The 15,885-nt window shown below is 60.0% G+C and carries 12 protein-coding genes; 2 read left to right on the forward strand and 10 right to left on the reverse strand.

The window, feature by feature from the left end; genetic code table 11:
* Positions 1-8: 8 nt before the first annotated feature.
* The 9 genes from argJ to infC form a co-directional block, all read right to left on the reverse strand.
* A complete protein-coding gene (gene argJ / locus QP977_RS10470; protein ID WP_016422898.1) occupies positions 9-1,217 on the reverse strand; it encodes a bifunctional glutamate N-acetyltransferase/amino-acid acetyltransferase ArgJ in 1,209 nt (402 codons plus the stop codon).
* On the reverse strand, positions 1,214-2,254 hold the full coding sequence (argC, locus tag QP977_RS10475) for an N-acetyl-gamma-glutamyl-phosphate reductase (RefSeq protein ID WP_172620236.1): 1,041 nt from the start codon (positions 2,252-2,254) through the stop codon (positions 1,214-1,216). The genes argJ and argC overlap by 4 nt, the downstream gene beginning before the upstream one ends.
* A gap of 180 nt (positions 2,255-2,434) precedes the next feature.
* Entirely contained in the window at positions 2,435-3,271 is an 837-nt protein-coding gene (locus QP977_RS10480; protein WP_284847290.1) for a trypsin-like serine protease, read from the reverse strand.
* A gap of 27 nt (positions 3,272-3,298) precedes the next feature.
* Positions 3,299-5,791, reverse strand: a complete 2,493-nt coding sequence (pheT, locus tag QP977_RS10485) for a phenylalanine--tRNA ligase subunit beta (protein WP_069359785.1) — start codon at positions 5,789-5,791, stop codon at positions 3,299-3,301.
* Positions 5,792-5,824: 33 nt separating this feature from the next.
* Complete coding sequence (gene pheS / locus QP977_RS10490) at positions 5,825-6,874, reverse strand: phenylalanine--tRNA ligase subunit alpha (RefSeq protein ID WP_070429629.1); 1,050 nt, start codon at positions 6,872-6,874, stop codon at positions 5,825-5,827.
* Between the two features lie 98 nt (positions 6,875-6,972).
* The gene (locus tag QP977_RS10495) at positions 6,973-7,803 is read right to left on the reverse strand and encodes a TrmH family RNA methyltransferase (RefSeq protein ID WP_070866614.1); all 831 of its coding nucleotides are present in this window, start codon (positions 7,801-7,803) and stop codon (positions 6,973-6,975) included.
* 177 nt (positions 7,804-7,980) lie between these two features.
* Positions 7,981-8,364, reverse strand: coding sequence for a 50S ribosomal protein L20 (rplT, locus tag QP977_RS10500; RefSeq protein ID WP_005511721.1), 384 nt, complete (start codon positions 8,362-8,364; stop codon positions 7,981-7,983).
* Positions 8,365-8,441: 77 nt separating this feature from the next.
* Positions 8,442-8,636, reverse strand: a complete 195-nt coding sequence (rpmI, locus tag QP977_RS10505; RefSeq protein WP_005511726.1) for a 50S ribosomal protein L35 — start codon at positions 8,634-8,636, stop codon at positions 8,442-8,444.
* Positions 8,637-8,712: 76 nt separating this feature from the next.
* Positions 8,713-9,264, reverse strand: a complete 552-nt coding sequence (gene infC, locus QP977_RS10510; RefSeq protein WP_005511730.1) for a translation initiation factor IF-3 — start codon at positions 9,262-9,264, stop codon at positions 8,713-8,715.
* Positions 9,265-9,675: 411 nt separating this feature from the next.
* Here infC and QP977_RS10515 point away from each other — a divergent pair, with 411 nt between their 5' ends.
* Complete coding sequence (locus QP977_RS10515) at positions 9,676-12,129, forward strand: DUF2339 domain-containing protein (protein WP_284847291.1); 2,454 nt, start codon at positions 9,676-9,678, stop codon at positions 12,127-12,129.
* A 1-nt stretch (position 12,130) separates the two neighbouring features.
* Here QP977_RS10515 and uvrA read toward each other — a convergent pair whose 3' ends face one another.
* On the reverse strand, positions 12,131-14,983 hold the full coding sequence (gene uvrA / locus QP977_RS10520) for an excinuclease ABC subunit UvrA (RefSeq protein ID WP_070437626.1): 2,853 nt from the start codon (positions 14,981-14,983) through the stop codon (positions 12,131-12,133).
* Positions 14,984-15,122: 139 nt separating this feature from the next.
* Between uvrA and QP977_RS10525 the strand changes: the two genes are divergently transcribed.
* Positions 15,123-15,830: an MBL fold metallo-hydrolase gene (locus QP977_RS10525; protein ID WP_083295677.1), complete on the forward strand. Its 708-nt coding sequence runs from the start codon at positions 15,123-15,125 to the stop codon at positions 15,828-15,830.
* The last annotated feature ends 55 nt before the right edge of the window (positions 15,831-15,885 follow it).

The following is a 15,885-nucleotide window of genomic DNA, read 5'->3' on the forward strand; positions in this document are numbered from 1 at the left end:
CAAAACCTTTACGACGAATATGCCGAGTTGATGTGAACGTAGTCGTGGGAAAGGTCAGTCGTACGAATCGTGGCCTCTTCCGGATTACCAGTACCGAGGTCAACCTCCACGGCAATGTCCTTGCCGGAGAGATCCACTTCACGAGCATCAGGCGTGCCACCGGTATCGCGACAGACTACATGACCGTTGAAGGAAACAGTGATGTGCTCCGGATCCATATCCACCGGTGCAGTGCCGACAGCCGCCAGCACACGACCCCAGTTCGGGTCCGAACCGAACATCGCACACTTGAAGAGGTTGTCGCGGCCGATGATTCGAGCAGCTACCAGAGCATCTTCAGCACCACCGGTGCCACGCACGGTCACGGACACACGCTTGGTCACGCCTTCGGCGTCCGACTGCATCTGGCGCGCGATGGAATCACACACACTGAGCACTGCCTGGTCGAGCTCCTCCTGCGAGGGCTTCACACCAGAGGCACCGTTGGCCAAAATGATGACGGTGTCATTGGTGGATGTGGAGCCATCAATATCTAGGCGGTTAAACGTAACCTCGCTCGCCTTGGCAATAGCCTCGTGCGCCATTTCTGCGCTTACCGACGCATCCGTCGTAATCACACCGAGCATCGTGGCCATCGACGGGCTAATCATGCCAACACCCTTGCCCATAGCGCCGACAGTGAATCCGTCACCATGCGCAACGGCCTGCTTTGCCACCAAGTCAGTGGTCAAGATGGCTTCTGCTGCAGCCGTACCTGCGGCGGCATCGCTGCCCAGATTCTCACAAAGCTTCGGCACACCTGCCAGAACAATGTCCATCGGCAGCCGGTCACCAATCAAGCCGGTGGAGCAGGTACCAATCTCGGTAACATCGACGCCGAGCTCATCTGCGACCTTCTGACAGACTTCGAGGGCGTCGGAAATACCCGGCTGACCATTGCAGGCGTTGGCATTGCCCGAGTTCAGCACCACAGCGGACAGCTTGCCGTCAGCGATGTGCTTCTTGGATACCGTCACCGGCGCAGCCTGGACACGGTTGGTAGTAAAGACAGCCGCAGCAGTCTTCTCCGGCCCCTGGTTTACGATGAGCGCCATGTCCGGGTTTCCGCTGACCTTGATGCCTGCAATGACACCACTGGCCACGAACCCCTGAGGTGCACATACGCCGCCTTCGTCACCAGCGACGTTGACGAGACCTTCTTTTTCTTCCTTCATCATGGGGCAACTCCTACCAATGGAAGTCCTGCAGTTTCATTCTGTCCAGTAACCAAATTCATGCACTGAACTGCGGCACCACCGGTGCCCTTTGTCAGATTGTCAATCGCCGAGGTCAGCACCAGACGCTTGGCGCGTTCATCTACCTCAACCTGAATCTGAACCAAGTTAGAGCCAATTACCGACTGCGTCTGCGGCTGCAGCCCTTCGGCCAACACCTGCACAAACGGCTCACCCTTGTAGAACTCGAGGTAGGCCTCCCGTGCGGTTGCCTCCGTCACCCCGTCGACAAGCGGAGCGGTGATGGTGGTGAGAATGCCGCGCGACGTCGGAGCGAGCACCGGCGTGAAGCTGACGGTGAGAGCCTCTGCGTACGGCTTGAGGTTTTGTAGGAACTCTGCGGTGTGGCGGTGCTTGCCCGCAGTGTTGTAGGCGCGGAGATTGCCCATAACCTCGGACCCGAGCAGGGGCACAGCTGCCTTCTTGCCCGCACCGGAGGTACCGGTGACGGAAACAACGGACAGATCCGGCTTGACCAGACCCTTTGCAACTGCCGGCAGTGCCGTAATGGTACCGCCAGTGGGGAAACAACCCGGCACAGCAATACGCTTGGAAGCAGCCACTACTTCCCTGTTGCCCGGCAGCTCCGGAATACCGTAAGTCCAGGTACCGGCGTGCTCCGAGCCGTAGTAGTGCTCCCACTCATCGGCATCCTGCAGGCGGAAATCCGCGCCGCAGTCAATAATCACCGTGTCATCGCCCAACTGCTCTGCAATCGCAGCCGAATGACCGTGGGGCAGGCCGAGGAACACCACGTCATGCCCGGCAAGTGTGTCACCATTAGTCGGCTCAATACGACGATCAGCCAAAGGTGCCACATGAGGCATAATGTCGCCCACACGGGCACCCGCGTTGGATGCTCCCGTTAGTGCGCCGATGGTCAGTTCGCCGGAAAGATACGCCGGGTGCGACAACAGGAGGCGGAGGATCTCTCCTCCTGCGTAACCGGTCGCACCAGCAATGGCAACGGAAATACTCATGCCAAACATTCAACACTTTTATTCACTGCGTTGCAAGATATTCATAGAATTCGTTGCCAAAGTGCTGGAATTCTATCGATGTGACGTGAGTGAATTATGAATATAACGCCGTCGTCGGTACATACATCTGGTTCGCCGAGCCGGCCATTCAATCAGCGCGCCGGATTACTCAACGCCGGACTATTCAACTACGACGCTTGGCTCCTGGCTCATCACGCCATCTGCCCACTGCGCCACCGATGACGTCGTGGTGTAGAGATAGTAACCCGATTCCTCCGGTGCCACGCTGCCATCAAAAGCCACCGCGCCCGAGAACACCGCCGCTAGCTGGCCGTCGATAAAAAGCGGTCCGCCCGAATCGCCTACCTGCAACGCCGCGGGGCGCTCCATGCGCGCCAACACGGAGTCTTCCCGCACGCATTGTTGATACTTCACCGGACACATCGAAGCGGTGACGGTCGCCGACGGCAGCGAGCCATCCGCAACATCGCCGAGCAGCGATCGCCCATAGACCGTGCCTGCCGTTTCTTGCTCCGAAAACGCTTGACGACGTTCCATTGCGGGATACCCCGGAAGAGCTGCGTCGCCCGCAAGGTGAACAAGCGCTACGTCACCGGTGGGCGCAATTTCCCAGCTATCGATAGGAACACGGTGGGAATCCTGACCGAAACCGACCTCTACTTCCCCAGCCTGCTGCGGGACATCACGCACGCAGTGGGCGGCGGTCATTACCCACTGCGGGGCGATTGCAGTTCCCGTGCAAAAGTTTCCGGTATGGGGACTGGTCTGGACCATGATTGACACCACGGAGTCCGCCGCCACACTAGGCGCAGCAGCCTCCCCGCCAACCAGCGCAGCCGCACTCGGCGCGCCGGTGAGCAACAGACCTGCCGTGACAGCAGCTGCAGCCACAGTCGCCGCAGGCTTCGCGCTGCTCACCGCGCGCACTCCAACGCGCTGCTCTCGTGCCTCTGCGCTATTCAGCCTGTTGCCGCAGTGCCGCAAGATGCCAATCATGGGTATCTCTCCCTGTGGTCTCCCCTTTTAGCCACGCAGCTGAGCGCCGTGACGGGTAGTGGCCAGCTCAATGGCCGCCTCGCGAGCTGCGGAAGCTTCCTCTTCCTTCAGCGTACGGTCCGGCGCGCGGAAACGCAGGGAGTACGCCAGTGAGCGAACGCCTTCGCCCATCTGCTCGGAACGGTAAACATCGAAGATACGAATGGATTCGAGGAGCTCACCAGCACCCTCCACCAGAGTCTTCTCCACCTCTGCGGCGGAGACCTCATCGCTGACAACAAGCGCGACGTCCTGGTGGACAGCCGGGAACGGGCTGAGTACCGGCGCCGGCAGGTGCTCAGTCACTGGCAGTGCATCGAGATTAATCTCCATAGCGCAGGTACGCTCCGGCAGACCAGCGTCCTTGCATACCTTCGGGTGCAGCTCACCGGCGTGGCCGACGACCTCGCCGTCGACAAGCAGCTCAGCGCAGCGGCCCGGGTGCCACGGCAGCACCTCAGCGTTGCGGATCTCCAGCTCGACGTTGGCAGCGCGGGCAACAATGCGCGCGGCTTCGATGGCGTCCGCGACGGTGTACGCGGCCTCGTCACCCCACGGGCTATCCAGGCGGATACGACCGCAGGCGACAGTGGCGACGTGCAGCGGCTGCTCCGGCAGCGACTCCAGCAGCTCGGCGCGCTCGGCCTCGCTCGGCAGACCCGCGGTAGACGGCATCGGCGAGACACCGTTACCGCGCTCGATGGATACCTGCTCCACACCGTAGAGCGACAGGTCGACCTGGCCGCGAGCAACATTGCGCTTCAGCGATTCAAGCATGGACGGCAGCAGAGTCGTGCCCAGCTGAGCATGGTCGGACTCCAACGGGTTGATGACCTTGACGGTGTTACGACGCGGGTCATCAGCGTCCAGGCCCCAGACGTCGAAGACATCGTTGGCAATGAACGGTGTCGGCAGAATCTCCAGGTAGCCATTGTGGGCCAGCGCGTGACCGACGAAGCGGCGGCGCAGCTGACGCTCAGTCAGACCGCGACCGGCCGGGGCGATTGGGAGGATAACCGGAATGTCTTCCAGACCTTCCAGACGCAGGATTTCCTCAACCAGGTCAGCGGACATGGTCAGGTCGGAGCGCCAGGTCGGCGGAGTGACAGCCAGGCGGTCACCGTTGTCGACGACCTCGCAACCGACCTCGCGCAGGCGTCCAATGACGGTCTCACGCGGGTAATCAACGCCCGCAACTTCGCTGGCGCGGTTGACGGCAAAGTCAATAGTCGGCATGGTGGCAACCTCACCGAGCAGGGTGCGACCAGTGTCGATAGTGCCGCCGGCGATGTCAGCGAGCAGCTGGCAGGCCAGATCCAGAGCCGGCTCGACCAGAGCGGTGTCCACGCCGCGCTCGAAACGTCGTGAAGCCTCGGAGCTCAGCTTGTGGCGGCGACCACTGCGGAAGACATGCAGCGGCGACCAGTTGGCGGCCTCGAAGACCACATCGGTGGTGTCGTCGGCGATCTCGGAGGTAAGACCACCCATGATGCCGGCCAGCGACTGAATACCATTGTCATCGCAGATGACAACGTCCGCCGGGTCGAGCTTGCGGTCCACGTGGTCGAGAGTGGTCAGAGTCTCGCCGGCCTTAGCGTTGCGGATGTGCAGGCCACCAGCGATCTTGGAACCATCGAAAGCGTGCATCGGTTGACCGAGCAGCAGCATCACGTAGTTGGTGACGTCCGTGGCCACGTTGACCGGACGCTGACCAGCCAGCAGCAGGCGGCGGCGCATCCACCACGGGGTCTCGGCGTTCGGGTCGATGCCGGTGACACGGCGCAAACCAAAGCGGCGGGTGTCGGTGTCCTCGTCGATGGTGACGTTCAGGACCTCACCTTCGACCGGCAGCTCCTTGACTTTGGCCGGATCGGCGAAGTCGAGGTTGAAGGCGGAGCAGATCTCGCGGCCCAAACCGCGGGCCGATAGCGCGTAACCGCGGTCCGGAGTGATGTTGACCTCGAACTTCTCGTCATCGAGACCGATGAACTCCTTGGCGCACGAACCCAGCTCAGCTGGGGCCGACGGCAGCGTGAGAATACCGGCGGAGGAATCGGTCATGCCCAGCTCAGCTTCGGAGCACAGCATCCCGTTGGAAACCTTGCCGTAAGTCTTCCGTGCGGAAATCTCGAACCCACCCGGCAGCACGCAGCCCGGCAGTGCGACGATAACAATGGAGCCCTCTTCGAAGTTGCGGGCACCACAGATGATCTCCTGCAGCTCGCCGGTGCCATTGGCATCACCGACATTGACCTGACAGAAGCGAATTGGCTTCTTAAAGCCCTCGAGCTCCTCAATGTGGTCGACGCGACCGAAAACCAGCGGCCCCTCGACCTTCTCCAGCGGCTCGTGCCCCTCGGTTTCAAAACCAACGCGGACGAAGCCCTCATCCAGCTCGTCCGGAGTGACGGACCAGTCTAGGTTGATGGTGTTCTCTGGGCCGCGAACGATTTCAGTGACCCACGACTGTGGAATGAACATGTAAGTAAAACTCCTAATCTGTAGGTCAGTGAATTAGCCGCGGATACCGAACGGCTGCGTGAAGCGGACGTCGCCTTCGACCATGTCGCGCATGTCGGTCAGGCCATTGCGGAACTGCAGGGTGCGCTCCAGACCCATGCCGAACGCGAAGCCCGAGTACACCTCCGGGTCAATGCCAGAGGCCCGCAGCACGTTCGGGTTGACCATGCCGCAGCCACCCCACTCGATCCAGCCTGCGCCGCCCTTCTTATTCGGGAACCAGACGTCAACCTCAGCGGACGGCTCAGTGAACGGGAAGTAGTTGGTGCGCATGCGGGTCTTGGTCTCCGGACCGAACAGCGCCTTGGCCATGTGGTCCAGCGTGCCGCGCAGGTGCCCCATGGTCAGCCCCTTGTCCACAGCGAGTCCCTCCACCTGGTGGAAGACCGGGGTGTGGGTGGCGTCGAGCTCATCGGTGCGGAAGGTACGGCCCGGGCAGATAACGTAAATCGGCAGGTCACGTGACTGCAGAGTGCGAACCTGGACCGGCGAGGTGTGCGTACGTAGCACTTGCTTGGATCCTTCCGGCGCAATGTGGAAAGTATCCTGCAGAGTACGAGCCGGGTGATCCGGCAGGAAATTCAGCGCGTCAAAGTTGAAGTACTCGGCTTCGACCTCTGGCCCCTCGGCAACTTCCCAGCCCATGCCCACAAAGATGTCACCGATCTGCTCGGACAGAATGGTAATTGGGTGCATACCGCCACGCTGACCCCGCGTGGTGTCCACCGACACGTCGATACGCTCCGCAACCAGACGACGCGCGTTTTCCTCTTCCTCCAGCACCGCAAGTCGCTCAGCATAGTGCTTTTCGACGGCTCCGCGAACAACATTTACGCGACGACCAGCATCCTTGCGCTCAGCCTTCGGAATGGAGCCCAGCGCGCGGCGAGCCTGTGGAATGTACCCTTCATCCCCCAAGTGCTCACGGCGGGCGGCAGAAAGCTCATCCAGATTGCCGGCAGCATCAAAGGCATCCGTGGCCTTCTGCGCAGCCGCCTGGAGGGCGTCCTCGGAAAGATCGATAGGATTTGGCGAATCGCTCACGTGTCAACCACTTCTATATAGGACTATCAGTTCTTGTGATGGAACAATCATAGTCGAGGATAACTGCACACGTGCACGCACCTCACCATCGAGGTTTCCTACTTACCCCGGACCGTCTCCCACAGGCACATGGCCGCTGCGGTGGCGAGGTTCAACGACTCCGCCTCGCCCTTAATAGGGATGGACACACTTGCCCCCGCCGAGGCCGTAATCTCCTCCGACAGGCCATGTGCTTCGTTGCCGAAAAGCCAGGCGACGGGACCGTCGGGAAGCGCATCAACGCCGAGAGTGAGAGCGCCATCCATCGCCGTGGCGAGGGTGGTAAAGCCCGCTTCCCTGACTTTCTCCATAACGACATCAATATCGCGCTCGCGTGCGACAGGGGTATGAAAAACAGAACCTGCCGAGGAACGCACAGCCTTAGAGTTCAAAGGATCGACCGAATCGCCAGCAAGGATAACCGCGCCAGCGCCGAGGGCGTCAGTCATACGCACAATCGTGCCGACATTACCCGGGTCATTGCACTCCACCGGAATCACCAGACAGCCGGACCGCTTTCCAACCTCAATAGCCTCTTCCAACGAAGTGGACACCGCATTAGTGTCACAGACGGCGAAGAGTCCGGTGGTGGTGACAGTTTCACTCAAAGAGCGGGCGGCGGAGTCGTCGATAAGCGAAACAGACTTACGCTGCGTCCCAGATTCGAGATACCCCGTGAGCAGCTCACGGAACTGCTCGGCGGCGGCTGCCGTGACGAAAACTTCCACGACAGCCTCTGCGCGGATAGCTGCATCGACGGAATTGAAGCCCTCGACGAGGAAGCGCCCGGCCTTCTTCCGCTTGGCCGCACGGTGGAGCTGAATAGCCGCCGAGACGCGTGGAGTGCGAGGAGTAAACGGCTCGTCGTTGAAGTACAGCGCAGAGTTCATAGTGATTAATCCTAGTGATGCGGCTCGGGATTCATAACTGCCAGTGCGGATACGAAAAACCACCGCCGAGGTTATTCGTTAACCCAATCGACGGTGGTTTTTCAAAGATGTTGGCAAGACCGCACTGCCAGTCGCAGGCGCTTGCCGACGCTACGTACGAGTGACCTCGTAGCTGCTTTACTTAGCAGCAGGAGCGTTGACGTCCTCCGGCAGAGCGTCCTTAGCGACCTTGACCAGAGCAGCGAATGCCTGCGGGTCGTTGACAGCCAGCTCAGCCAGGTTCTTACGGTCAACCTCAACGCCAGCCAGGTTCAGGCCCTGGACGAAGCGGTTGTAGGTGATGTCGTTAGCGCGGGCAGCAGCGTTGATGCGCTGAATCCACAGACGACGGAACTGACCCTTACGGTGGCGGCGATCGCGGAACTCGTAAGTCTTGGAGTGGAGCATCTGCTCCTTGGCCTTGCGGTACAGGCGAGAGCGCTGACCACGGTAGCCCTTTGCGGAATCGAGAACTTCGCGACGCTTCTTCTTAGCGTTAACAGACCGCTTCACACGTGCCACGGTGATACTTCCTTTTCGTTGTCTTTAAGAACTAGTGAAATTAAGAGGGCGATTGCCCTGGGACGAGACTTGAAAAATTAAGCCTTGCCCAGCAGACGCTTGACGCGCTTGACGTCCGACTTAGCAACGTCCGTGGTGCCCTTCAGGCGACGGGTACGAGTGGACGGCTTGCCCTCCAGGAGGTGGCGGCGGTTAGCCTGCTCGCGGCGCAGTTTGCCGGAACCGGTAACCTTGATGCGCTTTGCGGTGCCCTTGTGGGTCTTCTGCTTCATGTTAAAACTCTCCCCTACCGATCTTTGACGCTCGTGGCGCAAAAATCTCGTTTACAACCATTTCTGGTCAGGTCGGTTACTTCTTACCCTTATTCCGAACCGGCCCCAGGACCATAGTCATGTTGCGACCGTCCTGCTTCGGGCGAGACTCGACGGTGCCGTACTCTTCGACATCGGCGGCCAGACGCTCCAACAGGCGGAATCCCAGTTCTGGACGAGACTGTTCACGGCCACGGAACATAATCGTGACCTTGACCTTCGAACCCTTCTCCAAGAAACGAACAACGTTGTTCTTCTTGGTTTCGTAGTCGTGGTCATCAATCTTCGGACGGAACTTCTGCTCCTTGACCACAGTCTGCTGCTGGTTCTTTCGAGCCTCGCGTGCCTTCTGGGCTTGTTCGTACTTGAACTTGCCGTAGTCCATAATCTTGGCGACCGGCGGCTTTGCTCGCGGAGCAACCTCAACCAGATCAAGGTCTGCTTCGTAAGCGAGCTTGAGTGCGTCACCGGTGCGGACAACGCCCACCTGCTCACCATTCGGTCCTACAAGGCGGACTTCCGGTACTCGAATATCCTCGTTAATACGAGCTTCAGCGCTGATGTGGCCTCCTAGGTTGAACCTGAACAATCTTCGTTTCAAACCGCGATAGCAAGCGGGAAAGGAAGAAAAGCCACGCGTCTACAGCGGATTACTACACACTGTATAAGGACGCCTTCCAATCGTGCGATGTGACATCACCGATTAGGGTGGACCCCGGCGCTACCGTAGTTCTTTGGCGCACCTAGGGTGGGACTTAAATCCTCTTCGCTGCCGAATGCAACTAAATGCTCCCCGAAGGCAGCAAGCATCGCATTCTGGCGGTCGTAGACGAGATGTTAACACAGCTGTTCTCGCATACCAAAACCGGCTTTTGCGCCAGGTTATTCACTACCAGCTCCCCGGCACCCTACCGAGCACTTAAAAGTGCAATCCGAATTGTAATCAGATTGGTAGATTCTCTCCATAGTTTTTAGGCCAAACACGATTAAAGTCGTCACCATGAATACTGGCTCCAACGGCTTTGGCCCTAAAGCCGAGAACACCGATCCTAATCAGCATTCCGCCCGATACGACAAGCCTCCGACCGGCGATTTTGTCCTGACCGGCGACTCCGTCTCAGAGCTTTCCCATGCTCTGGCAGATCTCGAAGCTAGCTCGCTTCGTCTGGCTCAGCTGACTCATACTTGGCAGGTACGCCTCTCGCAGGCAAGCGAGCAGGCCCCGGCCGTACCGCACGCGCCTCACACTACGGGAGCGGAATCTGCGCCAGCACCTCAAGCGCCGCCCCATGCTGCACCTCAAGGGACACCTCAACACAATCCGCAACCGCCGCCAGCACACAGTCCGCCACTAGAGCAGGCGCCTCCTCCCCGTTGGGAACCGCAGGCTGAGCAGGCACTGACCACACCGCAGTATCCCCAGCAGTCTCAGCAGATGCAGGTGCCACCACCGCCAACGCAAGCTGACTGGCGGAACCAACCAGCACCCCTGCCACAGAGCGACGCAACTGCGCAGCCGATGTTCGGCTTCCCCTCTGCCCACCAATGGCGGCGGGATTCGAAGTCGCCACAGTCTTCTCCCACAGACTCCACCCCGCCACCGAAGCTGCCAGAGGCACCGCGCGAACCTCGCGAGCCCTGGTGGCGCAACGAGAAGGCAATCATCAGAATCATCGCCATCTTCGGTGGTCTCATCACCGCTGCCGGTATCGCATTTTTCGTCGCGGTCGCAATCCAATCCGGCCTGATCGGACCAGCCGGTCGTGTGGTCCTGGCTTACTTGTTGGCCGCCGTGCTCGCGGTCGCGGCTGTGCGAGCGCACCGTCGTCAAGCACCGCCTGCTGGTGTGACGGCGTTGATTGCGACATCACTAGCCGCTGCGCACCTGACAACGATGTCGATGTCCTACCTCCTCGACTGGATTCCGGTGGCCGCGACGCTGGTCATTATGCTGCCTTTCGCCGCAGTCGGTCTATACGGCGCGCGGTGGACGAAGTCGAGTGCAACCGCGGCGTGGACAATCACAATCAACACCGGATTAATGCTGTGGGCGACGATCGGCCTCGACTTCCACGCCCGCCCGCTGAGCTCCTCGCTCGCGCAAATCACCCTTCAACTGATGGTCATCGCCGCTATCGCCTGCCTCCTGAACGTCCCCTTCCGGAAGTACGTAGTCGCATTCCTGCTCGGCGCAAACGTTCTCATCGGCGTAATCACGACCAACAATGCACTGGTGATGCCCGCAATCGCCGCACTCACCATTGCACTTTTCGTGTTTGCCCAGTTCGGCCCGCTGGCGTTGGCTCGCCAACTCACTCCCGAGCTTGACGACGAGCCTTCGGAAACCAGCACCTGGGAAGACGATCTGGTCACCATCACGTCAGTAGTTGCCTTCTCGACTCCGGTTGTAGCTGCAGTCCCAACGGTCAACGCCACACAGTCCACCTCCAGCCTCTGGTTGCTGTTCTACGGCGGATTCGTGCTGTTCATCGCAATTGCTGCAGTATTCCTTTGGAACCGTGCCATCTTCCGCTATCTCGCACCATTGGCCTTGGCCACGGCAATTCTGCCCTGGCTAGCGCTCGCGGTGGCGGGCCCGGAAAGGAGCTCAGGAGCCGATACTGGAACCCACACTTGGGGTCTCATCCCAATCTCCATCGGTGCCGCGCTCTTTGTCTGGGCGCTGGCCACAGCACCGAAGCACGGCGCGATTGGCACACGACTACAGGCTCCTGAACCAACCCGGGATGCCGTCGCACCATATACAAAGATTGCGGCACTGACCTGGCTGCTCGGCGCAACGGTAGTACACCTCTACATCCTGCCCGCAGCGTTGAATGCCGGTGCTGCAGCTGATTACTCGGCAACGTGGGCAGAAATGCTTTCGCTGTTGTTCCTGCTGTGCGCCGACGTCGGCCTGGCCGTGACGGCAGCGAGGTCGCAGCTACCGCCAGCTTTTGCACTGATTGGCCTGGCTGCACTGGGTATGCCATTTATCGTGCTGCTCACGACTATTGGCGTGAGCTTCAACGCTGCACACATGTTGCTGAGTATTTTCTGGGCCACGATTGCCGGCATGCTGGTGCTATCGAAGAGGTTCCACCACATTCCGGCGCGACTGGCAGCGGGTTTGACGATTGCGGCGCTGTCTATCGTCAAGCTGATCTTCTACGACATGGCAACGCTCGATGGCGTTATCCGCGCCTTGGCGTTCCTCGGCTGTGGTCTGATTCTGCTGGCCATGGCGGTCTCCGGGGCGAAGCAGAAGAGTGCCGAGGAGCCGGCGGCACCGGAGCGTGACGGCACCGCCAGCGATACTGACGCTGCCGGCGCTGCTGCCGACGCTGCCGGTGCGAGCGGCGCAGCAGATGCCGACCCCGCTGCTGACAGAATGGAAGGCATCACCCGCACCGACGGTCCTGGAATTTCCGACGGAAACGAGCCGACTACCTAAGCTACTTAAGCAGCGGCTTCAGGTACTGCCCGGTGTGGGAGCCGGAACAGTTCGCGACATCCTCCGGCGTGCCCTCTACAACCACGGTGCCACCGCCGGAGCCGCCTTCCGGCCCCATGTCGATGATCCAATCCGCAGACTTGATGACATCCAAATTGTGCTCAATGACAATGACGGTGTTGCCCTTGTCCACCAGGCCCTGCAACACCAACATGAGCTTGCGGATGTCCTCAAAATGCAGCCCCGTGGTCGGCTCATCCAAGATGTAGACCGTCCGGCCATTGGAGCGCTTCTGCAGCTCACTGGCCAGCTTTACACGCTGAGCCTCACCGCCCGAGAGTGTGGTTGCCGCCTGCCCGAGACGGACATAGCCCAGGCCGACGTCGACAAGCGTATTGAGATAACGCGCAATCGACTGAATCGGCTCGAAGAACTCCGCTGCCTCGGAGATGGGCATGTCCAGAACCTCAGCGATGGTCTTGCCCTTGTAACGAACCTCCAGCGTTTCGCGGTTGTAGCGCGCGCCGTGGCAAACCTCGCAAGGCACATAGACGTCCGGCAGGAAGTTCATCTCAATCTTGATGGTGCCGTCGCCCTTACACGCCTCACAGCGGCCGCCCTTGACGTTGAAGCTGAATCGACCGGGCTTATAGCCACGAACCTTGGCCTCTTGCGTCTCGGCGAAGAGGTTGCGGATCTTGTCGAACACACCGGTGTACGTCGCTGGGTTGGAACGCGGGGTGCGACCAATCGGCGACTGATCAACTTGCACCAGCTTGTCCAGCTGATCCAACCCCTCCACGCGGCTGTGTCGACCCGGCACCTGACGAGCACCGTTGAGCTCGTTGCTCATCACCTTGGCCAGGATTTCGTTGACCAAGGTGGACTTGCCGGACCCGGAAACACCCGTAACGCAGGTCAACACGCCGAGGGGGAACTTCACGTCAATCTTCTTCAGGTTGTTTTCGCGAGCGCCCTTGACCGTCACCATGCGCGACTTATCAATCGCACGACGGTTCTCCGGCACCGCCAATACCCGACGACCCGAGAGATACGCACCTGTCAGTGATTCCTCGCAGTCAACGATGCCAGACGGTTCACCCTGGTAGACGATTTGTCCACCGTATTCACCGGCCTTTGGCCCAATGTCGACCAGCCAATCGGCCTCGCGAATCGTGTCCTCATCATGCTCGACCACAATCAGGGTATTGCCCAGGTCGCGCAGGTTTTTCAGAGTCTTGATTAGACGGTTGTTATCACGCTGGTGAAGACCAATCGAGGGCTCATCCAAGACGTAGAGCACGCCAGCGAGCCCCGAGCCAATCTGTGTGGCCAGACGAATTCGCTGCGCTTCACCACCGGACAGCGTGCCTGCCGAACGAGACAGGGACAGATAATCCAGGCCAACGTCAAGCAGGAATTTCAGACGAGCCTGCACCTCACGCAGAACACGCCCGGCAATCATTTCCTCGCGCTTGCCCAGAGTCAGCGAATTCAGGAATGCCGAGCCATCGTGAACCGATAGCTCTGTCAGCTCGGCAATATTCTTCTGCCCGAACTCCGCCGAATCCAACGTCACCGAAAGAATCTCCGGACGCAAACGAGTACCGCTACATGCCGGGCACGGCACCTCACGCATGTACCCCTGGAAACGCTCCTTCTGAGAGTCGCTCTCCGCCTGTGACAGCTTGCGGTGCAGGTACGGCATCACGCCTTCGAAAGGTGCGGTGTACTGGCGAGTACGGCCGTAGCGATTGCGGTAACGCACCGTGACCTTGTGGCTGGAACCATGCAGCAGGGCCTTGCGCTGCGGCGCTGTGAGGTCTTCGAAAGGCGTGGTCGGGTCGAAGCTCATCTCGGTGGCGAGGCCTTCAACCAGCTTTTCAAAGTACTTCTTGTTCAGCGTCTGCCGCCACGGCGCAATCGCCTCAATCGTCGGCAGTGACGGATCTGGAATGACCAGGTCCGTGTCCACCTCCAGCTTGGTGCCAATGCCGTCGCACTCCGGGCAGGCACCGTACGGCGAGTTAAAGGAAAACGACCGTGGTTCCAGCTCATCGATAGCAATGCGGTGCCCATTCGGGCAGGCCATCTTTTCCGAGAATCGCTGGGTACGACGCGGGTCATCTGCCTCTAGCCCGACTGCGTCGATGACCACGACGCCGTCGGCAAGCAGAAGCGCCGTTTCGACGGAATCGGTGAGCCTGCGCTGCTGCGACTCCTTCACCTGGAGGCGGTCAATAACCACGTCAATGTCATGCTTGACCTGCTTCTTCAGCTTCGGCGGATCCGTTAGGCGATGCATTTCGCCGTCGACGATGACACGCGCGTAGCCCTCAGATGCGAGGCGTTCAAATAGGTCGACGAATTCACCCTTGCGCGTGCGCACGACGGGTGCGAGGACCTGGAATTTGGTGCCCTCCGGCATTTCCATGACCTGATCGACGATCTGCTGTGGAGTCTGTGAGGAGATTACTTCCCCACAGGTCGGACAGTGCGGAGTACCGGTGCGCGCGTAGAGAAGACGCAGGTAGTCATACACTTCAGTGATGGTTCCGACGGTCGAGCGCGGGTTGCGGTTCGTCGACTTCTGGTCGATCGACACCGCCGGCGAGAGCCCCTCAATCATCTCTACATCGGGCTTTTCCATCTGCCCCAGGAACATGCGCGCATAGGAGCTCAGCGACTCCACGTAACGGCGCTGGCCCTCGGCGAAAATTGTGTCAAATGCCAGTGACGATTTACCCGACCCCGACAGACCGGTGAAAACCACCATCTTGTCTCTGGGCAAATCGATGTCAACACCCTGCAGGTTATGCTCGCGGGCGCCTCTGACCACTAGACGTTCAGCCACAGTGGGAAACCTCAATTCGTCGACGATTCACTGCCGACTAGTCTACAGCCCATAACCAATTTTTCGCACATGTGTTCAGAGACTCGTGGTTACGTTGCGCTCCTAGCGCGCCGACAGACACCTCATTACCCTGGGGCGCATGAACGACGACATTACAATCAGCCCCTACTCCAACTCGCCGAGCACGCGCGGCGTTGAGCGCATTGACTACGGCAATGTCACTATTTATAAGACCTCCGTCGGACCGATGGACAACAACGTCTACCTTTTGGTCGACTCCCGCGAGCCCGACAGTTCTCTACTTATCGACGCCGCCACCGACGCCGAGCACCTAATCCGCCTGGTTGAGCACGTCGGCGCGCAGGTGCGCACGATTGTCACCACGCACTCCCACGGCGATCACGTCCAGGCGCTCGGCGAACTTCTACAGGCATTCCCGGCCCGCCACATCACGTCCAGCCTCGACGCTGCCGACATTCCCGAGCCCGCCGACCAGCAGCTCGACGGCGGCGAGACCATCACGTTCGGCCAGGGCATCACGCTGCCCACGTTCATCCTGCGCGGACACACCAAGGGCGGTCTCTGCCTCGACCTGTCCGCCAAGGAGGCCGGCGCGCTTTCCGACGACACCCCGTCACACCACCTCTTCGTCGGTGACAGCATCTTCCCAGGCGGTGTCGGCAAAACGTACTCGCCCGAGGATTTCACGCAGCTTATCGACGATGTCGAGAGCCGCCTCTTTCACGTCTACCCCGCCGACTCGGTGATTCACCCCGGCCACGGCAAAGACACCACAGTTGGTGTCGAGAGCCCCGAGGTCGAGAACTGGCGCCAGCGTGGTTGGTAGCGCTGGATGAGCGTGGTCGGTAGTGCTGGATGAGTGTGGTTGGCAGCGCTGGATG

Origin of the sequence: Corynebacterium sp. MSK012 (assembly GCF_030232435.1) — a bacterium.
Taxonomy (GTDB): domain Bacteria; phylum Actinomycetota; class Actinomycetes; order Mycobacteriales; family Mycobacteriaceae; genus Corynebacterium; species Corynebacterium jeikeium_D.

Excerpts from the sequence above, each read along its gene's own strand:
- QP977_RS10480 (WP_284847290.1), bottom strand. The coding sequence starts at position 3,271 with ATGATTGGCATCTTGCGGCACTGCGGCAACAGGCTGAATAGCGCAGAG.
- argC (WP_172620236.1), bottom strand. The coding sequence starts at position 2,254 with ATGAGTATTTCCGTTGCCATTGCTGGTGCGACCGGTTACGCAGGAGGA.
- QP977_RS10525 (WP_083295677.1), top strand. The coding sequence starts at position 15,123 with ATGAACGACGACATTACAATCAGCCCCTACTCCAACTCGCCGAGCACG.
- QP977_RS10495 (WP_070866614.1), bottom strand. The coding sequence starts at position 7,803 with ATGAACTCTGCGCTGTACTTCAACGACGAGCCGTTTACTCCTCGCACT.
- argJ (WP_016422898.1), bottom strand. The coding sequence starts at position 1,217 with ATGATGAAGGAAGAAAAAGAAGGTCTCGTCAACGTCGCTGGTGACGAA.
- pheT (WP_069359785.1), bottom strand. The coding sequence starts at position 5,791 with ATGTTCATTCCACAGTCGTGGGTCACTGAAATCGTTCGCGGCCCAGAG.
- QP977_RS10515 (WP_284847291.1), top strand. The coding sequence starts at position 9,676 with ATGAATACTGGCTCCAACGGCTTTGGCCCTAAAGCCGAGAACACCGAT.
- rpmI (WP_005511726.1), bottom strand. The coding sequence starts at position 8,636 with ATGAAGCAGAAGACCCACAAGGGCACCGCAAAGCGCATCAAGGTTACC.